This is a genomic window from Austwickia sp. (genome assembly GCA_016699675.1).
Lineage (GTDB): Bacteria > Actinomycetota > Actinomycetes > Actinomycetales > Dermatophilaceae > Austwickia.
Map to the genome: position 1 here is coordinate 1381085 of CP064985.1, position 22142 is coordinate 1403226.

The window sequence follows — 22142 nt, forward strand, 5'->3', positions numbered from 1 at the left end:
AACCCGTCGGCTGGACAGGTCAGGGTGTCGCCGCCGGTCCCGCGATGTCGCCGGGCCGCGGCCGGGCGGCCCGCCACACGCCGGCGCCCGAGCCGTCCGTCGCCACGACCACGTCGTCGCCGTCGCCGTCGCCGTCGCCGTCGCCGTCGCCGTCGCCGTCGCCCACGATGGCCAGGGCGACCGGCGCGCCGGGAAACCGTCCTACGACCGCCGCGGAGCGTCGATTCACCTGCCAGAGCGCGCTGCCCGAGGTGCCGTCGCCGGGGACGAGCGCGTACGCCGTGTCGGCTCCGGCGACCGCCGCCGCGACCGGCCCACGATCCGTCGCGAGGCCGGGCAGGACGATCGGCGCTCGCGCCCCCGGCGAAAGGTTGGTCGCGAGGCCGGTCGAGAGGCCGGTCGAGAGGCCGGGCGTGGGGCCGGTCGCGAGGCCGGACCCAACCGCGGGGGCACCGACCCCGCCCGACAGGGGGCCGACTCCACCCCCCCAAGACACCCACCGCGCCCCCGAGGTCCAGCCACCATGCGGCCGGGCCTGCCCCGACCCGGCCGACCAGGAGGCAGGCCGCCGTGTTGCATCCCACCGCCAGCGCCTGACCATCGACCTGCGCGCGCTCCGCCGCCGGCCCCGGCCCCCCGCTGCGTTCCAGCGACGCGAACGGCAGCGGCACCGCGCGGGCGGTGGCCCCCACGAGCAGCCAGGCAACGGGCCGGTTGCGCACCCCGTCCGTGAGGTCCGTGACCCACCCGGCGATGACGACCGCGGCGCCTGACGTGGCGACGCCCTCCGGCGTGGGCAGCACGGTCGGCGTGCCGGCCAGGGCCGGCCGGGTCGGCTCCTCCCGGACCCACCGGGCTCCCTCGGGGTGCCACAGTGCGATGTCGTTGCCCCGCCCGCCCGCACCCTCCCACGTACCGACCAGCAGGGGCGCTGCTCCGGCGGGGACACCGATCCCGCTCATCGATACCGCCTGCTGACCACCGAACGTCTCGAAGGGCTGCGGCTGCTCCACCAGGCCGGCGGTGCTGCCGCGCCAGACGGTCCAGCGGACGTTGCCGTGCGCGCCGCCCCGGGCGCCCCCGAGCGCGACGACGTCGCCGGCCGCGGCGGCCATGGCCTGCCAGCGGGCCTGTGGGGCATGCCCGGAGATGGCCTGCAGCGGGACCGGCGGGAGCGACGTCGGACGCGCGGGCGCGTTCTGTCGAGCTCGGGCGGACCCGGCGGGTCCGGCGGGGTTGGTGCCGTCCCGCCGGGACTCATCGGTCCACCAGGTCAGGCCGACGGGCGTGGCCGTGTCCCCGGCGTACCGGCCGATGAGCAGCCCCGGCGGCACGGCGGTCACGGCGGTCACGGCGGTCACGGTGACGACCACACCCTCGCCGGGCAGGCCCACCCGTTCCCACTCCCACCCCCCGGCAGCCGGCGCATGGGCCGTCGCGGCGGAGGGACCCCTCCCGGCCGGCGCGCCGAGGCAGGCCCCGAGGGCCGCAGCGCAGAGGGCGGTGACCGCCACCAGGCGACGCCGGCCCGACCGGGTATGCCGGCCGGTCCCTCGGGCGGGGGCGGCCCGACGCACGGTCGCCCACTCGTCGAGGCGAGGACGCCCGGGGGTGGCCATGCGCCATGATGGCCCGCCGCATACCGTGACGGCCATGCCCAGCTCGGACCATTGGAAGGGCGCCTGGAACAGACGTACGCCGGGGCGGTGCCCGCGCCGAACGTTCCCCGGTGGGCGGCTCCGGCACCCCAGCCCAGGACCGTCCTCGTCGCCGCGGGCCTGGCCCGGGACCTGGGCCTAGACACGGCGGAGCTGGCGGCGCGGCCGGAGATCCTCGCGGGCGGCGTCGATGACACGGTGCCCACCTTCGCGCAGGACTACGCGGGCCTGCACCTTCCCCGGCTGCGACCGGCCGCCGTCCTGGTGCGAAGCCCACCGCCTGCGCGAATGGCAAGCCGACCTCGGCGAAACCACGTCGACCAACTCACCCTGCTCTGCACCCGCCACCACCCCGACATCCACGCCCGCCGCCTCCGGGGCGAACTCATCAACGGCCGCGTCCACCGGAAACCACGACAATGACCCTCCCCCAGATGACCGACGTCGGCCAAAGCACCCCGCCGCGGGCAGCGCGCCTCGCCCGACCGCGCACCGGGCTGCGATGCTGCCCGCTAAACCTGCGGGCGGGGGCTCAGATCCGGTCATCGGCAGCGCAAGGCGAGGTCGGCGAGGGCGGCGTCCACGTCGGCGAACCCTCGCCAGCCACAACCCGAGGGTGCGGCGCCAGGGCGCGCGGGCGTACCGTCTGCCGTTCGCTCCGCCACGCCGGCTGGAATCTCAGGTCAGCCGGTGCGACCTCAGCTCGGCTACCAACCGTGCCTGATGACGCAGGATGTGGTGCCGCTCTGGGGGTTTTCGGGTCCCACCGCGCGGAGCGCGTCTTCGGATCTCGCCAGGTCGGCGACCAGGTGCCGCAACCGTGCGCGGCTGGGGGGCGCGTGCGGTGCCGTCGTCATAGCCCCACGCTTACCGATAAGCCTGGAGACCAGCTGAATTCGGACTGAGTGTTCACCATGCGAACAGCCCCCTGGTCTGCCTGCACGCACGGGCTGCCGTGGCGGTGCTGCGCTCCCTAGGCTCTCCCCATGCCGATCTCCGCGAGCGACCGTCCCCACCTGCTTCGTGCCGTTGAACTCGCCGAGACGGCGCTCGCCGCCGGCGACGAGCCGTTCGGATCGGTGCTGGTCGGCGCCGATGGAACGGTGCTTTTTGAGGACCACAACCACGTCGGTGGCGGCGACCACACGCAGCATCCGGAGTTCGCGATCGCCCGATGGGCCGCCGCGCACCTGGCGCCGCCGGAGCGCGCCGCGGCGGTGGTCTATACCTCGGGCGAACACTGCCCGATGTGTTCGGCGGCGCACGGCTGGGTCGGGCTGGGCCGCATCGTCTACGCCGCGTCGTCGGCCCAGCTCGGCGAGTGGCTCACCGAGCTCGGCGTACCCGCCCCGCCCATCAACACCGTGCCGATCCACCAGATCGTGCCTGGAGTGGTCGTGGACGGACCCGACCCGGACCTCGCAGAGCGCGTCCGTGGGCTGCACGAGGCGCGCTTCCGCTGAACCCCGATCCGGGGAACCGTTGATCGCCATACCACCGGCACTCGGCGTTTCACCCGGACCTGCGCACCGCGACGATGTCCGTTCACGACCTGCGCGTTTGGTGCCACGGCACCCTTTGGGCAGGTCACGAACGGTCGTTCGGCCGGGCCGTGGGGCCCGGTGTGACGTACCGTCCCGAGCACCCCTGGCGTAACGTGCCGCCCATGCAGCCCGCCACCCCCGCCGCCGACGCTCCCCGCGCAGGCACCGCGCTCGGCGGGCTGGAGCACAGCTACGCCGAGGCCGTCCCGGCGCTCTCGGTGCCGTTCCGGGCCGAGCCGGCGCCCGCCCCCCGACTCCTGGTGCTGAACGACGCCCTGGCTGCCGACCTGGGCCTCGACCCCGCCGCCCTGCGGGCCGATCCGGCGCTGCTCACCGGCCAGCTGCCGGCGGACCACCCGACGTACGCCCAGGCCTACGCGGGCCACCAATTCGGCTCCTACCAGCCGCAGCTCGGCGATGGCCGGGCGGTGCTGCTCGGCGAGCTGGGTACGCCTGGCGGGGGCCGCGTGGACCTGCATCTCAAGGGGTCGGGCCGCACCCGGTTCTCGCGGGGCGGCGACGGCAAGGCGGTCATCGGGCCGATGCTGCGGGAGTACGTCATCGGCGAGGCGATGCACGCCCTCGGCATCCCGACGACCCGCGCCCTGTCGGTGGTGGCCACCGGTGAGCCCGTGCTCCGCCGCAGCCCCGAGCCCGGCGCCGTCCTGTGTCGGGTCGCGGCCAGCCACCTGCGGGTGGGCACGTTCCAGTACGCCGCGTCCACCGGCGACCGCGAACTGTTGCAAGCGCTCGCGGATTACGCCATCGCCCGGCACTACCCCAGCGCCGCCGAGTCCGCCCAGCCGTACCTCGCCCTGCTCCGCGCGGTGGTCTTGGCCCAAGCCGACCTCGTCGCCCGGTGGATGCTCGTCGGCTTCGTGCACGGCGTGATGAACACCGACAACATGACGATCAGCGGCCAGACCATCGACTACGGCCCCTGCGCGTTCCTCGACCGGTTCGCCATGGACACGGTGTTCAGCTCGATCGACCTCGGCGGCCGGTACGCCTACGGGAACCAGCCGTCGGTCGCCCTGTGGAACCTCGCCCGCTTCGCCGAAACGCTCATCCCGCTGCTGGTCGGCCCGGCAGACCCGACAGACCCGGCCGACGAGGCGGCGCACCGCACCGGCGCGGACGCCGCCGTCGAGGCCGTCACCGAGGTGCTGGGTGACTTCGGGCCGCGCTACCAGGCCACCGCCGCGGCGGGGATGGCGGCCAAGCTCGGGCTCCCGGCGCCGGACGACGCGCTCGCCGAGGACCTGCTCGCCCTGCTCGCCGCGCAGCGCGTCGACTTCACGTCGTTCTTCCGCGCACTGGCGGGCGGGATGGCGCGGGAGCTGTTCGCCGAGCCCACGGCGTACGACGCCTGGGCCGTACGGCGGGAGGCCGCGCTGCCCACCGACCCCGACGCGCGGGCCGCGATCGCCGCGGCCATGAACCGCGTCAACCCGCTCTACATCCCGCGCAACCACCGCGTCGAGGAGGCGCTCGCCGCGGCGACGGGCGGCGACCTCGCCCCCGTTCGGCGGCTGGTCGCGGCGGTGTCCCAGCCGTACGTCGAGCGCGCCGACCTCGCCGACCTCGCCGGCCCGGCCCCCGACGACGCCGGCCCGTATGTCACCTACTGCGGGACCTGAACCGCCTCGCGACGAAAGGACAGCCCCCATGACCGCGCTGCGCACCGCCACCGCCGAGGGAACCGCCCGCGCCCAGGAGATCGTCGACCGGGTCCACACCGGCCTGTTCATCGACGGGTCCTGGGTGGACGCGGCGTCCGGCACGACCCTGGCCGTCGTCAACCCGGCCACCGAGGAGGTGCTGGCCACGATCGCCGACGGCGGCGAGCGGGACGCCCAGCGGGCCATCGACGTGGCCGCCGCCCGGCAGGACGACTGGGCCCGCACCCCGCCCCGGGAACGGGGCGAAATCCTGCGCCGAGCCTACGAACTCATCATCGAACGCCAGGACGACCTCGCCACGTTGATGACCGTGGAGATGGGCAAGCCGCTCGCCGAGGCGCGTGGCGAGGTCACCTATGGCGCCGAGTTCTTCCGCTGGTTCGCCGAGGAGGCGGTGCGGATCGGCGGCGACATGCGCCTGTCCGGCGACGGCAAGACCCGCATCTTCGTCAGCCGCCAGCCGGTGGGCCCGAGCGTCCTCGTGACGCCCTGGAACTTCCCGCTGGCCATGGGCACCCGCAAGATCGGCCCGGCCATCGCGGCCGGCTGCACGATGGTGTTCAAGCCGGCCCAGCTCACCCCGCTGACCTCGTTCGCTTTGGTCGACATCCTGACCGAGGCGGGCCTGCCGGCGGGCGTCCTCAACGTTGTCTGCACCAGCCAGGCCGGCGAGGTCGTCGGTCCGTGGCTGGCCAGCGGCAAGGCCCGCAAGGTCTCGTTCACGGGGTCGACGGCGGTGGGCGTGCGCTTACTGGAGCAAGCGGCCCAGCACGTGCTGCGCTCGTCCATGGAGCTCGGCGGGAACGCCCCGTTCATCGTCTGCGAGGACGCCGACGTCGCCGCCGCGGTCGACGGGGCGATGATCGCCAAGATGCGCAACATGGGCGAGGCCTGCACGGCCGCGAACCGGATCCTCGTGCACCGGTCCGTGCACGAGGAGTTCGGCGCCCGCCTGGCCGAGAAGATGGCCGCGCTCACGGTGGGGGACGGTCTGGCGGACGGCGTACAGGTGGGGCCGCTCGTCGAACCGAAGGCTCTGGACAAGGTCGCCGAGCTCGTCGCTGACGCGGTCGATCGGGGCGCGCAGGTGGCCAGCGGGGGTGGCCGTCCGGAGGGCCGCGGGTACTTCTGGACGCCCACCGTGCTCACGGACGTCGACCCGGCCAGCCGGCTGATGGCCGAGGAGATTTTCGGCCCGGTCGCGCCGCTCGTCCCCTATGACGACGAGGACGAGATGATCCGCATGGCCAACGACACGCCCTTCGGGTTGATGGGCTACGTCTACACCGACAGCGTGGAGCGGGCCCTCCGCCTGGGCGAACGCCTGGAGACAGGGATGGTCGGGCTGAACACGGGGCTGGTGTCCAACCCGCAGGCGCCGTTCGGCGGGGTGAAGTCCTCAGGTCTGGGCCGGGAAGGCGGCGCCTTCGGCATCGAGGAGTTCCTGGAGGTGAAGTACCTGGCGCTGCCCCGGACCTGACCGGACAGCGCAGTTCGGCGGCTGTTCTCCCGCCCGACACCTCCACGTCGGGCAAGAGGTCCGACCAGCGTGGTGGCATGCTCCCGGACTCCGCGCCACCCCCACACCCCCAGGAGCATCCGGACATGGACCTCGATCGTCGTACCTTCCTTGGCGCCTCCGCCGCCGTCGGCCTCATCGCCGCGACCGGACGGGCCGCCGCCTTCGCCGGCCCCCTGGCCCCCGGCGGCGTCGCAGGCATCACCGACCCGGCCACGTTCGACCTGGCGGTGATCACGGACGACGGGAAGCTGGCCCTGCCGCGCGGCTTCAAGGCGATCCGGGTCGGCACCATCGGCAAGGAGCCGCTCCTCGAAGACCGCGGCGGCAAGGCCATCGGCACGACCCCGTCCAACCTCGACGGCACCGGCTGCTTCGACCGCGCCGGCGAGATCATCCTGGTCCGTAACCACGAGTGCCGCGCCGACGCCCAGGCCCCGGTGCCGCTGGTCAAGGGCACGGTGTACGACGACGGCGTACCCACCGGCATGGGTGGCGACACGGTGGTCGTCACCCGGCCCGACGGCACGTTCGTGCAGCAGTGGGTCGGCCTGTCCGGCACCATCCGCAACTGCGCCGGCGGCGAGACGCCGTGGGGCACCTGGCTCTCCTGCGAGGAGGACACCAGCAAGGCCGGCGCGCAGGTCAAGAGCTCGGTGGACGGCAAGACCTACACCCTGAAGAAGGACCACGGCTACGTCTTCGAGGTCTTCCCCGAGGACGTCGCCAAGCAGATTCCGGAGCCCATCACCGCCTGGGGTCGGGCCGTCTGGGAGGGCGCGGCGATCGGGCCGGACCGGACCAGCGCCTACCTCACCGAGGACACCGGCGGCGGCCTGTTCTACCGGTGGACCGCCCCGTCCGGGCGGAAGCTCGGCCCGGGCATCGCGCGGGCCTTCGGCCCCACGGACGGGGTCCTGCAGGCGGCCCAGCTGGTCAAGAACGGCAAGGCGCTCGGGCACTACGGCGAGCTGTCCGCCGCCGACCTGGGCACGCCGTACCCCGTGAAGTGGATCGACGGCGGTGCCGACCGCCGGGCCAGCAAGACCGACCTGCGCAAGCAGTTCCCCGGCGCCACCGTGCACCCGAAGATCGAGGGCTGCTGGAGCGACGGCAGGGGCCTGTGGTTCACGCTGTCCTACGTCTCGGCGACCGAGGCGGCCAAGTACGGCATCGACCAGGACCAGGGCATGGTCATGTACTACGACTTCGCGCACCAGACGCTGACGCTGAAGATCTACTACGCGGTCGGCGACTACTTCGACAGCCCCGATAACATCACCGTCTCGCCCTGGGGCAGCCTGGTGATCGCCGAGGACGGCTCGGACCCGAACCACCTCATCGCCTGGGCGCCGCGGACCGGCAGCGTGCCGCTGGCCAAGGACATCGCCGAGCGCGGCGAGTGGGCCGGCCCGTGCCTCAACAAGTCCGGCAACGTGCTGTTCGGCTCGGTGCAGAGCGACTGCACGTATGCCATCACCGGCCCGCTGGCGAAGTTCCTGAACCGCTAGGGCGCCAGGCCCCCTCACGAGGAGCGCGGGTCCGGCCCTCGCCCGCGGGCGGGGGTCGGACCGCCTCCGTAGGATGCCCAGATGAGCCAGCACGATCGCGACTACGACCTCGTCCTGTTCGGCGCCACGGGCTTCGTCGGCTCGTTGACCGCCCGCTACCTCGCGGAACACGGCCCGGCGGACGCCCGCATCGCCCTAGCCGGTCGGTCCCGCGAGCGCCTCGAGGCCGCCCGCGCGCGGCTCGGCGGCGCGGCGAGCGCGTGGGACGTGCTGATGGCGGAGGCGTCCGACGCGGCGGGGCTGGCCGCGCTTGCTCGGCGTACGGCGGTCGTGGTGACCACCGTGGGACCGTACGCCGAGCACGGCCTGCCCCTGGCCCGCGCCTGCGCCGCGGCCGGCACGCACTATGCCGACCTGACCGGCGAGGTCCTCTTCGTGCGCCAGGTCATCGACGAGTGCCAGGCGCCCGCCGCGGCGTCCCGCGCCCGGCTCGTGCCGAGCTGCGGGTTCGACTCCATCCCGTCCGACCTCGGCGTCCTGGTGCTGGCGGACCGGCTCGCCGCGGACGGCGAGGGGACGCTCGGCGAGACCACCCTGCGGGTGCGCGCGCTGCGGGGTGGCTTCAGCGGCGGCACGATCGCGAGCATCCGTGGCCAGGCGGCCGCGATGGCGGCATCGCCGGACGCCCGCCGCATGGTCGGCGACTCCTACGCCCTGTCCCCCGACCGATCGGCCGAACCGCCGTCCCGGAACCGGGCACCCGCGCGGACCGGGGCCGCGGGTCTCGTGGACCGAGTCGCCGGCTCCGTCCCGGTGCTCCGCTCCCCCGCGGGCCGCTGGTCGGCGCCGTTCATTATGGCCTCCCACAACACCCGGATCGTGCGGCGCTCGAATGCGGTGAGCGGGTACCGGTACGGGCGGGACTTCCGCTACGCCGAGGTCACCGACTGTGGGGACGGCGCCGCGGGGCTGGCCAAGGCCGGCCTCCTCACGGGGGCGCTCGCCGGGGGCATGCTGGGGATGTCGTTCGGTCCGACCCGGGCGCTGCTCGAACGGATCCTGCCGAAGCCCGGCGAGGGCCCGTCGGAGGAGGCCCAGGCGGCCGGCCGGTTCGCGATGGACATCGAGACGACCACGACGACCGGCGCCCGCTATGTCGTACGCGTCGCCGCCGACCGCGACCCCGGCTACAGCGGCACCGCCGTGATGCTCGGCGAGGCCGGCCTGTGCCTGGCCTTCGACGATCTGCCCGGCGGCGGCGGGGTGCTCACCCCCGCGACGGCGCTGGGGATGCCGCTCGTGGACCGGCTCCGTGCCCAGGGCTTCACGTTCGACGTGCGACGGGCCTGACGCGATGACCAAGCCGATCCACCGCCGCGACGACGTCAACCCGGCCGAGGGCGAGAAGAAGTACGGCGACGTGGAGTTCGCGACCCGGTCAACAAGAAGTACCCGATCGACACGGCCGAGCACGTCCGGGCCGCCTGGAGCTACATCAACAAGAAGGCCAACGCGGCCAAGTACGAGGGCACCGAGGTCGACCGCATCCGCGCCCGGATCATGGCCGCCGCCAAGCGGCACGGCATCGAGATCGACGACAGCGGCGACTAACCCACCGAGGAGACACGCATGGCGCACGGTGACATCACGCACATCGACATCCCGGTCCGCGATACGGCGCGGGCGCAGCAGTTCTACGCGGGCCTGTTCGGCTGGGAGATCGCCGAGCCCCCCGGCTTCGAGGGCTACCCCATGTGGCAGGCGCCCAACCAGATCAGCGGCGGCGGGCTGGCGCCCCGCAGCTCGGACTTCACGCAACCCCGCTCGTACGTCGAGGTCGACTCCATCGAGGAGACCCTGGCGAAGGTGGAGCAGTCCGGCGGCGAGATCGTGATGGGCAAGCAGCCGATCAGCGACACCAGCTGGTGGGCGATCTTCACCGACCCCGACGGGAACGTCATCGGGCTCTACGAGGGAACCACCGACACCGCGTAGGCGATTCGCGGCGTAACCTCGGGCTGCCGGGCCGCTCTGGGTCCCGGCGGGGCGAGCGGCGGGCAGGCCGCGCGGCAGGCGAACCGAGGGTGATCATGGCGGCGGCACGGGCGAGGGGTGGGGCGGCGGCACGGGCGACGAACGGCCGAGGAGCGAAGAGCCGCGGGGCGGTGGACCGGGCGGCCAAGGGCCGGGCCGGGCATCGTGCGGGGGCGCGGGCTGCCGGGCGCACCCTGACTCGATCGGCTCGCTCCGCGCCCCCGAGCTCGCGCCCCCGAGGTCGCCGCTCGACGCGGGTCCGGACCCTGGTGCATCGGGTGGGCCGGCTCCGGCTCTTCGTGCACGTCTCGCCCGGTCGCGACCCGTCGCGCGTCCCGCTGCTGGTCTGCGGCGGCATCGGGGCACCGGCCCAGCTCATGGCGCACTTCATCGACCGGCTGGACCCGGCCGTCGAGGTGATCCGGATCGACCCGCCGGGCATCGGTCGGTCCCCGGCCGCGCTGGCGCCGTACCGGTTGCCCGAACTCGCCTGGGCCATGAACCGCACCCTGCGCCACCTGGGGTACGACCGCGTCGACGTGCTCGGCCTCTCCTGGGGCGGGGCGCTGGCGCAGCAGTTCGCGCTGCAGGCCCCCCGGCGCTGCCGCCGGGTGGTGCTCGTCTCGACCGGCCCGGCGTACTCTCCCCCGCCACCGTCGCTGACCGCGGTACGGCGTCTGGCGAACCCGCGCGCCTACCGCGGCAGGTCGGTGCTGGGGGCGGTCGCGGGCGAGATGTACGGCGGCCGCGCGCGCACCCAACCGGCCACGGCCGCGCACATCGCCTCGGTGCAGATGCTGTCCCACCGGCCGGTGGGGACCGCGCTGCAGTTCCTGGCCGGGCTGGGCTGGACCAGCGCCTGGTTCCTGCCGTGGCTACACCAGCCGACCCTCGTGCTGAGCGGCACGGACGACCCGATCGTGCATCCGGTCCAGGGCCGGCTGCTGTCGGCGTTGACCCGGCGCAGCGAGCTGCACCTGTACCGCGGCGGGCACGTCGACCTGCTGATCGCGCCCGGCGCCCTGATCGGCGAGATCGAGGCGTTCCTGGCCCGCTGACCGGTCCCTCGCTCGCCTCCCGAGAACCCGGGCGCGAAACGTCCCGGGGCCCGAGGACCCTAGCGCGACACGTCTCGGGGGCGCGGCCGCTCCGGCAATCAGCGCCTGGACGGCGCGTCGCGAGATCGCCCCCAAGAGATCTCTCCTGGTGCTTCTCTCACAGCACCAGGAGGGCGATCATCGGGGCGACCATGAGCGCCACCTTGGGGACGCCCGCTCAGGCAGACCGGGACCAGGGGCTGCGGGGGCGCGCCACGATGTCTGGCCTGCTGCCGCCGACGAGCGCCGCCCGGTAGGCCCGCTCGATCCGGCGCACCACGAGCTCGGGGTCCCGGTCGATGCTGCGTGGGGTCACGCCGACCACGGGCACACCGAACGAGGCCAGCTCGCCGTCGCTCTCGATGGTGGCCTCGAAACCCGGCCCGTCGTGGTGCTGCCGCGAGTGCACCATGACCGCCAGCCCGACGTCGTCGAACCACCCGTCCGGCGAAATCAGCGGATGACCCGTCGCGGTGACCAGCTCCGGGTTGCACCACATGCGGGGCAGCTCGCCGGACCGGTCGAGCAGACGCGCCAACTGCAGCTCCGGAACCGACCAGACGCCGGTCGCGGCCTCGCGGATCGCACGAGTCACTCCGGCCGAACCGCGCCGGCCGAGGACCTGATTCTCGTGGGCCAGACGTTCCAGGCGACACAGGCGTCGCTGCACGGACTCGATGACCAGTGCGGTCGCCGCCTCCGAACCGACCTGTCGCGCCGCCCCGACGATGGCCCGCTCGGGCGACACGAACCGCAACGGCTCTGCCGATCGCACCCGCCCGTCGGGCACCGTCGTCCGCCGGAAGTCGGCCCATTGGACCCGTCGCGACTTCGCCGGGGCCGCCACCTCGACCTGCACGATCCGCGGGGTGGGCACGTGCCGCAGGCCGTACCACCACGCGGCCGTCGTGCCGGCGAGCCGATCACGCCGCTCGGTCCGGCATAGAGCAGGGCGGCCAGCATCCGCTGCGAGAGCCGGAGCGGAGAGCGGTCCACGTGCATGACGCCGGGCAGCACGACCTGCCAGTCGCGACACAGCGCCCAGCGCACGGCCGCATCGGTCACTCCGGCCTCACGCGCCTGGGCCCGCGTCACCAGGCCCCACTGCGGGCGGACGAGCGCGGCCAGCTCGGCGGTGATCTGCATCGGCCCAGTCCAGCCGACCGGCCCCAGCACTCACGGGCGGCGGACTCGCACCCATTCCCCCGTCGGGGACCGCTGCCAGCCACCGGAGTCGCCGGCCGCCGCAGCGCCCGCTCCCGGGGCCGGGCTTGCCGTCCCAGCACCAGCCGGCGCGGCGCCAGCGCCCGGCGTACCGCTTGCCGGCGCAGCCGGGGCACCGACACCCGACGTACCCGCGGCCGTCCCCGGTCCGGGTCCGTTCGCGGCGAGGCGGGCGGTGAAGTACTGCACCCACGCGGTGGCCGACGGCCGGGCCGCGGGGTTGCTGCCCAGCGCGGCCCGCAGCATCCCCTGCCCGTGGGCATCGAGGATGTCGTCGGCCCGGCGCGGATCGCGCGCGGTGGAGGCCTGCGAGCCGGGGCTCAGGCAACGCAGGACGAAGAGGGCGTACTTGTACAGGTCGGTCTGCGTGGTCAGCCGGGTGCGCTCGTCGCCGGGCGGCTCCCAGTCGGGCGAGTTCAGCTGCGGTACGGCGGACATGGTGCCCGTGACCCGTACGGCGTCGCAGTCGACCAGGATCGCCGCGGCGTCGCGGCGCCCGGGACCTACGCTGTACAGGGCGTTCTTGGCGCTGAAGTCGCCATACACCACGTTGTTCGCCCCGAGGATCTCGAAGGCCTGCGCGAGCCGCAGGCAGATCGCGAACCGCTGGTAGAGGTTCACCCGCGGGAAGCCCAGCCGCTCCAGCCGATCGGCGGCGAGGAAGAGGTACTGGATCTCGCGCTCCTTGCGCATCGGCGACCCGGTCAGCGACCGGCCGACGTGCACGAACTCGTCCTTGATGAGGGGCATCAGCAACCCCACGACGGGACCGCCGTCGCGCACCAACCGCGTGGGCCACGTCGTCAGCGCATCGAGTCGATGCCGGGTGGCCTCGTCGAGGCGGCTACGCACCCCGATGATCGCCTCCAGCCCCGACGCGGAGAACTGCTGCGACTTGAACTCCTTGTAGGCGAGCGCGCCGTCGTAATCGGGCAACCGCAGCTGAGTGCACCGGTAGATGCGGCCCTGGCCGCCCTCGGCGATGTACTCCATCGCGCCGAGGGCGGCCTTGTCGATCAGCTCGCCGGGGGCCGCGCTCATGCGTTCCCTCGTCGGGGGGCGCGACGGGGGGCGCGACGAGAGGTGCCACGGGTGGCGCCCAGGGAGACGCGACGAGCCACGCCGCTCACGACTCCACCGGCCAGATCCCGATGGCGCCGCGGTCGTCGTCGTACGTCTTGCGTCCGAAGCAGACCTGCGCCGCGAACTCGATCGGGTGCGGCGGCCGCGCCCACTGCTGGGCCAGCACCGCGCCGACCTCGCCGTGGCCGGACCCCAGCGGGTCGCCCACCCCGTCGGTGAGCAGCAGCAGCGCCGATCCCGCGCCCAGCGCGGTCTCGACGACGGCCGGCGGCTCCTTGGGCACGAGCGGCAGACAGGCAGTCGCGGACTCGGCGATGACGTTGCCCTCGTTCTTCACGTCGCCGAGCGCGACCCAACCGTCCTCGTCGTCGAGCAGCCAGCCGCTGGTGTCGCCGAGGCGGACGACGGTGACGCGATGCGTCCCGTCCTCACCCGGCGCGATGGCCACGACCCCCACGATGATCGTCGTCGCCATCAGCGCGGCGACCTCCGAGGCGGGCGAGTCCACCGGCAGCGCGGCGGCGTGCGGCAGGGTGGCCGCGGCGTCGGTGATCCGCTCGGTCAGGTGCGCGAGCACCTCGTGCCAGTCGAGCTGGGCCGGGTCCGTCGTCGCGATTAGCTTGGCGACATGCGCGGAACCCTCCTCGACCGCGATGCGGGCGGCCAGGTGCGACCACGCCCCCGAGGAGACGCCGTCGGCGACGACACACACCAGGTGCGCGCCGTCCGGGCTGATCGTGTACGCGATGTCGTCCTGGCGCGGGTCGCCGTACTGCTGGTGGCTCAGCCCGCGCCCCGACGCGCCGCGCAGGATCAGCCGCTCCGTGCCGCCCGCGTCGGAAATGACCGCCGCGTCGATCACGGTGTCGTGGACGACGCCGCGATCGACGGCCGGCAGCGGGCGGGTGCGCTCGAAGGCTCGGCCGGGATCGCCGATGCGGTACGCCGTGAAGGCGCCGGCGTGATCGGCGGGACGCGGCTCGGCAGGAGTCGCCGGGGCCGGCCCGTCGGCCTTCGTGCCCGGCTCGGTCCGCGGCGCCGCACCGCCGCCGTCACTCGGCGCGGAAGCGGACGTGGGGACCTGCGTTGGCTCGGGCTGCTCCCGGGCGCGGTCGATGTGGCCCTCCGTCGCTGCGGTACGCGGCTCGACCGTGGCGGCACCATCGGGCCGGAGGCGGGTCACGATCTGCGCGGGCTCGGCCCCCAAGGGGTCCGCACTCCCGTCGACGGGGGCCGAATCTGTCGGATCGCTGGCATCGCGCGGATCGCGCGGATCGCCCACGGCGCTCGTCCCGTCGCCCGCCATCTCTTCCGGCACAGGGGAGCCCGCCGCCTCGGGGGGCTGCGCCGGCCCCTGCGAACCCGGCACCGAACCGGGCACCTGCGAACCGGGCGCCGCCGCGGGGTCGGCCGGGCTCATGCCGTCGGCCGACCCCTCGACGGGTCCCTGCTCGCGATCAGAGGAAGACGTCATCGTCCGCGCCGAAGGACTTCACGCCGTCCTCGGCCTTGGGAAGCACGATGCCGGTGCCACCCTGCGCCAGCCCGCTGCCGGACTGGATGACGCTGGCGACGAGCAGCTTCGCCATCTTCGTCACCGCGGAGGCCGGGGTCTGGTCCTGCTCCGCGAGGAACAGCCGCATCGCGCGCTCCGGCGGGTTCTTCGGGTGGATCACCTGCTGGAGCACCTGCGGATCGCAGCCCTGCAGGCCGAACGGGATGATGTTCGGGTACATGCGGTTGCCCTGGCCGCTGGCCTTGTCGTACGTCGTGAGCGCCTCGAAGCTCGCCTTCCAGTCGGCCTCGGAGTCCGTCGGGGCGCCGTCGGACAGGAAGAACACGGCCGGCCGGTGGACCTGGAAACCGTCCGCCTTCAGCTGGGTCACGTTCCGCTCGATCTCGCCCTTGAGCAGGTCGAAAGCGGCCTTGTAGCTGGTGTTCTTGCGGCCCTCCAGGTGCGGCAGGCTGGTCTGCTCGAGCAGGTCGCACAGGGGCAGCAGCACGCGGGCGTCGTCGCTGAAGTCGATGACGCCGAAGCGGACCTTGTCGCAGATGATGGGGTCCTTCTCCAGCGCCTGGACCAGCGTAGGCAGGATCCGGCTGCACTCCTCCAGCGCCGCTCTCGACCATCGAGTACGACACATCGCACACCAGGTAGAACGGCAGCAGCTTGGCCTTGTCGTCCTGCGGGGTGTCGATGCCGGCCGAGGTGGGCGCCGGGCCCCCCGCGGGGGGCGGGCTCATCGGCGGCACGGGGGAAACCGGGGTGCCGAAGGTCGCCTGGCCCGGGACCGGGCCCGTCGCGCCCGGGTCGACCGGCGCGGGGGGCTGCGGCGCCGGCGGTTCGACCGGCGCGGCGGGCGCCGCTGCGGGATCGACCAGTACGCCGGGCGCGGTCGGCTCACCAGGCACGGGCGGCGCACCCGGAACGGGCGGCTCGCCGGGCATGGGGGTGGTGGGCGGTACCTGCGTCATGCGTCCTCCATCGTCAAGCCCGACTCGGGGCTGCTTACCGTTACGCGTAACTTGCCCGTCTCGGCGCGGTTCAACCGTCCTGCGGGCGGGCCCTTCGGATCGTGCTGTGGGCCAAGGGGGTTCGACCTCACCCCTCGAGGCGGAGCGGGCCGGTGGCCAGGTAGACCTTCGCCCCGTCGGTCGAGCTGCAGGTCACCAGGGCCTGGCCGGTGCAGTTGAGGGTGACGTTCGCGCCCTTGGCGACGCTGAACACGCTCAGGGTGATGGGCTTGCCCGCGGCGCCGGAGTTCACGTACGCCAGGCGCGTGTCGGCCGCGAACGAGCAGCTCGTGGCCGGTCCGACGGCGACCCCGGGGTACGGCGCCGCCGCGGCCGGGCAGGGGGTGGCGTCGAGGCGGACCGGCGTGGTGCCCGTGGTCGGGGCCAGCGTCACGGACGCCCGCGAGGAGGTGCCCGTCCCGGTGGTGCCGGCCCCGGGCGACGTAGATGTGCGCGACGCGCTCGACGTACTGCTGGTGGCCGGTGCCGTGGTGACCGGCGCCGACTCGGGGCTGTCGCCGCCGTTGATGGCGAACAGCAGGTACGGGATCGCGAACAGCGCCACGGGAATCAGGAGCACGAGGAACAGGAGCCGCAGGAGCGTCGTGGCGCAGCAGCCGCCCCGACGCGCCGGGGCCGGGCCCCGCCGCTGCGGGAACGGGAAGCCGGGCGGCACGCCCTGTCCCTGTCCGCCCGGGCCGCCGGGCCAGCCCGGGAACGGGCCGGGTCCGCCCCCAGCGGGGCCGCCGCCCGCCGACGGCACGGGCCGGCGCCGGCCGGGGATCTGGATGATGACGGGTCCGCCGCCCCCGCCGGGGCTCGGGCGTTGGCCGCGCGAAGCCGGCGGTGGGGTGGGTGGCTGAGCGGGAGGCGGGCTCGGGGCCGGCCGCGGGGTGCGGGTGGGCTGGCCAGCGCTCCCGGCCGTTCCGGGGGAGCCGGCACTGGTCCCGCCCGGCCATGATGCCCGGCCGGGCGCCCGCGGCGGGGCGGGCGATGAGGCCGGTGGCTCGGCCGGCGGCGGGGCGGGCGCTGGCGGCGGTTGCGCCGAGGGTGGGGCGGGCATCATCTCGCCGCAGGAACTGCAGAAGGTGACGCCCTCGGCCACCGAGGCGCCGCACTCCGGGCACTTTCTCACCGCGGATCAGGCCCCCTTGTCGCATCCACCCTGGATTCGCCCGCTAGGAGCGCTTTGTCCGACACCCTAGGTCAGCTCTGCCGAGCCCGCTCGCCGTACCGTCCGGACCCGCCCTCGACCGGGCGCCTCAGAGGCGGGCCAAGAGGCTCGACCCGGCGCGCCGTACCGGCCGGACCCGCCCTTGACCGGACGGCGTCCGGCGCGTACCGACCTTGGTCTCGGCGGCGAGACCGCCCCCGGCATCGCCCGGTTGCTGCTGCCCGCACGACAGCAACGGCGCGATCACGGGGGCCGCCGCCCCACGTGGGGCCGCAGCGCCGTTACGCCCCGGCTGCGGACCGGTGCTCAGCGCACCGGATCCACCCCCAGCTCCCTGATCAGCTGGGCCACTCGGGACTTGATGTCGTCGCGGATGGGCCGTACGGCGTCGACGCCCTGCCCGGCGGGGTCGGCCAGTTTCCAGTCCTCGTAGCGCTTCCCGGGGAACACCGGGCAGGTGTCGCCGCAGCCCATCGTGATGACCACGTCGGAGGCCTGCACCGCCTCGGTGGTGAGGATCTTCGGGGTCTCGGCGGAGATGTCGATGCCGTCCTCCAGAAGGGCCTCGCGGACCGCGGGGTTGATCGTCTCGGCCGGTGCGGACCCGGCGGAGCGCACCTCGACGGCGCCCCCGGACAGGTGATGGGTGTAGGCGGCGCCCATCTGGGAGCGGCCGGCGTTGTGGACGCAGACGTATAGCACACTCGGCTTCTCCGACATGGTGTTCTCCCTGGTCAACGGTGATATGGTAAACTGTTCAGTGGCTCAGCGGGCAGCGGTTCAGCACGAGCCCGGTCGGCAACCCGTGGTCAGTGCAGCAGCTCGGCCAGCAGGCCGGTGATCCGGACCTGGATGTCGTCGGTGATGCCTCGCACGGCGCTCAGGTCGGCGCCGTTGGGGTCGGCGACGGCCCAGTCCTCGTAGCGCTTGCCCGGCACGAACGGGCACTCGTCGCCGCAGCCCATGGTCACGATGACGTCGGCGGCGCGGACGACCCGGTCGGTTAGCGGCTTGGGGTAGGCGTCGGGCACGGGCACACCGCGTTCGGCCAACACCTGCAGCACCACGGGGTTGATCTCGCCGCTCGGGTCGGAGCCGGCCGAGCGCACGTTGACCCGGCCGCCGGAGAGGTGCCGCGCGAGGGCGGCTGCGATCTGGGAGCGCCCCGCGTTGTGCACGCACACGAACAGCAGTTCCGGCAGCGGCTTGGCCGTTCGCCCGTCGGCCTGCGCCTGGGCCGTCAACAGCTCCCGCGCGAACCGCTCGACGAGCATCGGTAGGAACGACGTCACCCGGGCCCGGCACACCAGAGCCGCGTGTGCCTCCCGGACCGCCGTCCGCACCTCGTCCTGGTCGAACACCCCGCGGAACCGGTCGATCAGGTCCGCGACGACCCGACGATAGAGCAGGGCGTGCTCCGGTGGCTGCCCGGTCAGCTCCATCGCCAGGGGGATGACCCGCTCGGTGATGTCGGTGCGGATGAGGCGCATCCGTTCGGGACCCTCGATCCCCCGCGTGGACGGTTCGTCGGTGTCCCACACCTCGATCGGGGCGCGGCCGGGCGTCTCGATGATCGCCTCCCGGCCAAGCACCACCACCCGGTCGACACGCTCGAGTAGGGCCGCGTCGAGGGGCTTGGGGTGCTCCCCGGCCATCGTCGCGCCGACCTCCTCGGCGCTGGCTCGCGCCTGCTCGTTGAGGCTGCCGCCGGGCGCCGTACCGGCCGAGTGCACCTCGACCGCCGAGCCCACGATCTGGCGCATGAGCGCGGCGGCGAGCTGGGACTTGCCGCCGTTCTTGACGCAGACGAACAGGACGCTGGGCGTGCTCACGGGATCCTCCGAAGGGGGCGGGTTCAACGAGCAGGACAGGGAGGTTCGGCGGCGCGCGGCGACGCCGGGGAGGCCCCCGACGTGGCGACCAGGACCACGACGAGGGTGGCGGCGGGCGCCGGGGTCAGCGGCGCTCGCCCTCCCGCGGGGCGGCGGGGAATCGGCGGCGCAAGGCGAGGCTGACGTAGACCAGCCCGACCAGCACCGGCACCTCGATCAGCGGACCGACGACGCCGGCGAGGGCCTGCCCGGAGGTGACACCGAAGGTGGCGATGGCGACCGCGATGGCGAGCTCGAAGTTGTTGCCAGCGGCGGTGAAGGCCAGCGTGGTGGTGCGCTCGTAGCCCAGCCCGACGGCCCGCCCGAACAGGTAGCCGGCGCCCCACATGATCGCGAAGTAGACCAGCAGCGGTACGGCGATGCGGGCCACGTCGAGCGGCCGGGAGGTGATCTTCTCGCCCTGGAGCGCGAACAGCACGACGATGGTGAAGAGCAGCCCATACAGCGCCCACGGGCCGATGCGCGGCAGGAACCGGTCCTCGTACCACGCCCGTCCCCGCGACCGTTCCCCCAGCGTCCGCGACAGGTAGCCGGCCAGCAGCGGGATGCCCAGGAAGATCAGCACCGACTTGGCGATCTGCCAAGGCGAGACGTCGAGGCTTGCCTGGCTCAACCCGAGCCAGCCCGGGAGCACGGTCAGGTAGAACCAGCCCAGCGCCGCAAACGCGATGACCTGGAAGATCGAGTTCAAGGCGACGAGCACGGCCGCGGCCTCGCGGTCGCCGCAGGCCAGGTCGTTCCAGATGATGACCATGGCGATGCACCGGGCCAGGCCGACGATGATGAGGCCGGTGCGGTATTCGGGTAGGTCCGGCAGGAACAGCCAGGCCAGCGCGAACATCAGCGCCGGCCCGATCAGCCAGTTCAACACCAGGCTGGCCACCAGCATGGGGCGGTCGGCGGTGACGGTGTCGAGGCGGTCGTAGCGGACCTTGGCCAGCACCGGATACATCATCAGCAGCAGCCCGAGCGCGATCGGCAGCGAGACGCCGTCGATCTCGACCGCGGACAGCGCCGCCCCGAGGCCGGGGATGAGCCGGCCGAGCAGGAGCCCGGCGAGCATGGCCACGCCGATCCAGACGGGCAGGTACCGGTCGAGGGTGGACAGGCGCGCTGCGACCGAATCGTGGGCGCGCGTCGCGGCAGTGTCGGTGGGCATGCGGTGCCTTCCGGTGGCGGGGCGTGAGGGACCGGGGAATCAGCGGGTCAGCAGCTCTTCGATCTCGGCCCGCTTGGGGACCCGCCCGGATACCAGAACCTGCTCGTCGACGACCAGGCCGGGGGTCGACATGATCCCGTACGCCGCGATGTCGGGATATGCGGTGACCTTCTCGATGGTCGCGTGGAGCCCGAGGTGCTCGACGGCGGCGCGGGCCTCGGCCTCCAGGGTGGTGCAGTTCTTGCAGCCGGGGCCGAGGATCTTGATGTGCATGGCGGTGTCCTTTCGGGTGCTGCCGGCGCACGACGTACCGTCCGCGCTCCGACCTCGGGGTCAGGGGTCCAATCAGGCGAAGGCGTTGAAGCCGAACCCGATCGCCATGATCCCCAGGGCGATCGAGCCGAAGAACAGGGCGAGCAGGCGCGGCTTGAGGACCTGCTTGAGCAACACAAATTCGGGCAGTGACAGGGCCACGGTGGCCATCATGAAGCTGAGCACGGTGCCGGTGGCCATGCCCTTGGCGGCCAACGCTTGGGCGATGGGGACGACGCCGGCGGCGTTGGCATACAGCGGTACGCCGAGCGCGGTCACGATCGGCACGGCCAGCGGGTTGTCCGCTCCGGCGTAGTCGGCGAGGAACTCGGCCGGCACCCAGCCGTGGATGAATGCGCCGACGGCCACGCCGATGAGGACCCACTTCCAGACCCGGCCGACGATCTGGGCGGTCTCCTCGCGCGCGGCGGTGACCCGTTCGTGCAGGCTGGGCCGGTGGCCGCCCGCGTGCAGCCGCGCGGTCGGGGTGTCCCGGACGAAGTCGGCCACCTGATCCTCCAGGTCCAGCCGGGAGAAGATCGCGCCGAGCGCGACGGCGAGGGTCAGGCCGCTCACGACGTACGCCGTCGTTAGCCCCCACCCGAAGGTCTGCCCCAGCAGAATCACGGCCACCTCGTTGACCAGCGGGGACGCGATGAGGAACGTCAGAGTCACCGACAGCGGCACGCCCGCGGCCACGAACCCGATGAACAGCGGTATCGAGCTGCACGAGCAGAACGGCGTGATCGCCCCGAACAGCGCGGCGGCCACCAGCGCCACGGGCAGCGGCTTGCCGTGCAGGTAGGTGCGGACCGACTCCGGCCGGATCGTGGTGCGCAGCATCCCGATGAGGAAGACCATCCCGACGAGAAGGAGAAGCACCTTGGCGCTGTCATAAAGGAAGAAGTGCGCCGCGCCCGGGACTCGATCGGCGAGGTCGAGCCCGAGTAGGTCCACGAACAGGGCGGTCCAGAGTCGCTCGTTGAGGGCGTATGCGGCGGCCCACAGCACGCCCGCGCCGGCCAGCGCCGCGAGCAGTCGCCCCGGGGTCGCGCCCGCGCCCGGCCTCGGGCCACCCGCGGCGGGACCGGCCGCAGGCCGAGACCTGGTTCCGTGCGCCACCAGCTGCCTCCTCCCGCGTCGACGGCACCCACATATCGATCTCTGTCGATATGAACACTAGCCCGGCATATCGATGCGCGTCAATGTGACGTACGCTGGGGTCCATGCCCAGCGCCCCCGCCGTCACCGCGACCGATTCGGCCCGGGCCGCGTCATCGCGCCGCCCGGGCGTCGAGGTGCTCGCGGAGTGCGCCACGGGCGCGGCCGTCGCCCTGCTCCCGGAGGCAGATGCCCAGGCCCAGGCCGCGGTGCTCAAGGCCCTCGCGGACCCGGTCCGGCTGCGGCTGATGCACTACATCGCCGGGGCGCCGGGCGGTACGGCGTGCGCCTGCACCCTCCCCGACGCGCTCGGCATCGGCCAGCCCACGATGAGCCACCACCTGGCCCGGCTCGTCGACGCCGGGCTGCTCACCCGCGAGCGTCGGGGTCGGTGGGCGCACTATTCGGTCGCCACGGATGGCGTACGGCGCCAGCTCGCCGCCCTCGCGCGGCTCCTCGACGCGAGCTGAGCGCACCGGCCGGCCACGCCGGCCGCAGCGGCGAGGGCGCCCTCAGTTCCTGCTCGGGTGGCGGGGCGCTGCGGGTGGCGGGCTACCCGCCCTCAGGTGAGGCGCCTC

The 22142-nt window shown here is 73.5% G+C and carries 19 protein-coding genes and 1 pseudogene; 9 read left to right on the forward strand and 11 right to left on the reverse strand.

All coding sequences use genetic code 11. The features are described from left to right. Positions 1–19 precede the first annotated feature (19 nt). Positions 20–496 carry a hypothetical protein gene (locus IPK37_06370; protein QQS01996.1) on the reverse strand — a complete coding sequence of 159 codons (477 nt, stop codon included), beginning with the start codon at positions 494–496 and terminating at the stop codon, positions 20–22. A 1210-nt stretch (positions 497–1706) separates the two neighbouring features. On the opposite strand from IPK37_06370, the gene IPK37_06375 reads away from it, so the two are divergent. From IPK37_06375 to IPK37_06410, 8 genes are all read left to right on the forward strand, one after another. Beyond that, positions 1707–2081 carry a hypothetical protein gene (locus IPK37_06375; protein QQS01997.1) on the forward strand — a complete coding sequence of 125 codons (375 nt, stop codon included), beginning with the start codon at positions 1707–1709 and terminating at the stop codon, positions 2079–2081. A 563-nt stretch (positions 2082–2644) separates the two neighbouring features. Continuing rightward, positions 2645–3121 carry a nucleoside deaminase gene (locus IPK37_06380; GenBank protein QQS01998.1) on the forward strand — a complete coding sequence of 159 codons (477 nt, stop codon included), beginning with the start codon at positions 2645–2647 and terminating at the stop codon, positions 3119–3121. 203 nt (positions 3122–3324) lie between these two features. Next, complete coding sequence (locus tag IPK37_06385; protein ID QQS01999.1) at positions 3325–4842, forward strand: YdiU family protein; 1518 nt, start codon at positions 3325–3327, stop codon at positions 4840–4842. A gap of 28 nt (positions 4843–4870) precedes the next feature. Further along, positions 4871–6364: an NAD-dependent succinate-semialdehyde dehydrogenase gene (locus tag IPK37_06390; GenBank protein ID QQS02000.1), complete on the forward strand. Its 1494-nt coding sequence runs from the start codon at positions 4871–4873 to the stop codon at positions 6362–6364. A 125-nt stretch (positions 6365–6489) separates the two neighbouring features. Then, entirely contained in the window at positions 6490–7914 is a 1425-nt protein-coding gene (locus IPK37_06395) for a DUF839 domain-containing protein (GenBank protein ID QQS02001.1), read from the forward strand. 81 nt (positions 7915–7995) lie between these two features. Continuing rightward, entirely contained in the window at positions 7996–9264 is a 1269-nt protein-coding gene (locus tag IPK37_06400; GenBank protein QQS02002.1) for a saccharopine dehydrogenase NADP-binding domain-containing protein, read from the forward strand. A gap of 279 nt (positions 9265–9543) precedes the next feature. Continuing rightward, positions 9544–9909 carry a VOC family protein gene (locus tag IPK37_06405; protein ID QQS02003.1) on the forward strand — a complete coding sequence of 122 codons (366 nt, stop codon included), beginning with the start codon at positions 9544–9546 and terminating at the stop codon, positions 9907–9909. 317 nt (positions 9910–10226) lie between these two features. Beyond that, positions 10227–11006: an alpha/beta fold hydrolase gene (locus tag IPK37_06410; GenBank protein QQS02004.1), complete on the forward strand. Its 780-nt coding sequence runs from the start codon at positions 10227–10229 to the stop codon at positions 11004–11006. A gap of 217 nt (positions 11007–11223) precedes the next feature. On the opposite strand, the gene IPK37_06415 is transcribed toward IPK37_06410, so the two are convergent. The 10 genes and pseudogenes from IPK37_06415 to IPK37_06460 form a co-directional block, all read right to left on the reverse strand. Continuing rightward, positions 11224–11922 carry a hypothetical protein gene (locus IPK37_06415; GenBank protein QQS02005.1) on the reverse strand — a complete coding sequence of 233 codons (699 nt, stop codon included), beginning with the start codon at positions 11920–11922 and terminating at the stop codon, positions 11224–11226. Between the two features lie 299 nt (positions 11923–12221). Beyond that, positions 12222–13310 carry a hypothetical protein gene (locus IPK37_06420; GenBank protein QQS02006.1) on the reverse strand — a complete coding sequence of 363 codons (1089 nt, stop codon included), beginning with the start codon at positions 13308–13310 and terminating at the stop codon, positions 12222–12224. 85 nt (positions 13311–13395) lie between these two features. Further along, positions 13396–14826 (reverse strand): protein phosphatase 2C domain-containing protein, encoded by a 1431-nt coding sequence (locus IPK37_06425; GenBank protein ID QQS02007.1) that lies wholly within the window; start codon positions 14824–14826, stop codon positions 13396–13398. Continuing rightward, positions 14810–15482: pseudogene (locus IPK37_06430) on the reverse strand (hypothetical protein). Before IPK37_06430 ends, IPK37_06425 begins: the two are co-directional and overlap by 17 nt. Positions 15483–15954: 472 nt before the next feature. Next, on the reverse strand, positions 15955–16971 hold the full coding sequence (locus tag IPK37_06435; GenBank protein QQS02008.1) for a hypothetical protein: 1017 nt from the start codon (positions 16969–16971) through the stop codon (positions 15955–15957). A gap of 375 nt (positions 16972–17346) precedes the next feature. After that, entirely contained in the window at positions 17347–17760 is a 414-nt protein-coding gene (locus IPK37_06440; GenBank protein ID QQS02713.1) for an arsenate reductase ArsC, read from the reverse strand. An 89-nt stretch (positions 17761–17849) separates the two neighbouring features. Continuing rightward, positions 17850–18872: a hypothetical protein gene (locus IPK37_06445; protein QQS02009.1), complete on the reverse strand. Its 1023-nt coding sequence runs from the start codon at positions 18870–18872 to the stop codon at positions 17850–17852. A 124-nt stretch (positions 18873–18996) separates the two neighbouring features. Then, positions 18997–20091, reverse strand: coding sequence for an ACR3 family arsenite efflux transporter (arsB, locus tag IPK37_06450; protein ID QQS02010.1), 1095 nt, complete (start codon positions 20089–20091; stop codon positions 18997–18999). Positions 20092–20130: 39 nt separating this feature from the next. Next, positions 20131–20364: a TM0996/MTH895 family glutaredoxin-like protein gene (locus IPK37_06455; protein ID QQS02011.1), complete on the reverse strand. Its 234-nt coding sequence runs from the start codon at positions 20362–20364 to the stop codon at positions 20131–20133. A gap of 72 nt (positions 20365–20436) precedes the next feature. Then, complete coding sequence (locus IPK37_06460; protein QQS02012.1) at positions 20437–21525, reverse strand: permease; 1089 nt, start codon at positions 21523–21525, stop codon at positions 20437–20439. Positions 21526–21629: 104 nt separating this feature from the next. On the opposite strand from IPK37_06460, the gene IPK37_06465 reads away from it, so the two are divergent. Beyond that, on the forward strand, positions 21630–22034 hold the full coding sequence (locus IPK37_06465) for a helix-turn-helix transcriptional regulator (GenBank protein QQS02013.1): 405 nt from the start codon (positions 21630–21632) through the stop codon (positions 22032–22034). Positions 22035–22142: the final 108 nt, after the last annotated feature.

What these genes read in the sequence shown, in the direction of transcription:
- IPK37_06380 (QQS01998.1), top strand. Translation starts at nt 2,645, where the DNA reads ATGCCGATCTCCGCGAGCGACCGTCCCCACCTGCTTCGTGCCGTTGAA.
- IPK37_06385 (QQS01999.1), top strand. Translation starts at nt 3,325, where the DNA reads ATGCAGCCCGCCACCCCCGCCGCCGACGCTCCCCGCGCAGGCACCGCG.
- IPK37_06390 (QQS02000.1), top strand. Translation starts at nt 4,871, where the DNA reads ATGACCGCGCTGCGCACCGCCACCGCCGAGGGAACCGCCCGCGCCCAG.
- IPK37_06395 (QQS02001.1), top strand. Translation starts at nt 6,490, where the DNA reads ATGGACCTCGATCGTCGTACCTTCCTTGGCGCCTCCGCCGCCGTCGGC.
- IPK37_06400 (QQS02002.1), top strand. Translation starts at nt 7,996, where the DNA reads ATGAGCCAGCACGATCGCGACTACGACCTCGTCCTGTTCGGCGCCACG.
- IPK37_06405 (QQS02003.1), top strand. Translation starts at nt 9,544, where the DNA reads ATGGCGCACGGTGACATCACGCACATCGACATCCCGGTCCGCGATACG.
- IPK37_06420 (QQS02006.1), bottom strand. Translation starts at nt 13,310, where the DNA reads ATGAGCGCGGCCCCCGGCGAGCTGATCGACAAGGCCGCCCTCGGCGCG.
- IPK37_06425 (QQS02007.1), bottom strand. Translation starts at nt 14,826, where the DNA reads ATGACGTCTTCCTCTGATCGCGAGCAGGGACCCGTCGAGGGGTCGGCC.
- IPK37_06440 (QQS02713.1), bottom strand. Translation starts at nt 17,760, where the DNA reads ATGTCGGAGAAGCCGAGTGTGCTATACGTCTGCGTCCACAACGCCGGC.
- arsB (QQS02010.1), bottom strand. Translation starts at nt 20,091, where the DNA reads ATGCCCACCGACACTGCCGCGACGCGCGCCCACGATTCGGTCGCAGCG.
- IPK37_06455 (QQS02011.1), bottom strand. Translation starts at nt 20,364, where the DNA reads ATGCACATCAAGATCCTCGGCCCCGGCTGCAAGAACTGCACCACCCTG.
- IPK37_06465 (QQS02013.1), top strand. Translation starts at nt 21,630, where the DNA reads ATGCCCAGCGCCCCCGCCGTCACCGCGACCGATTCGGCCCGGGCCGCG.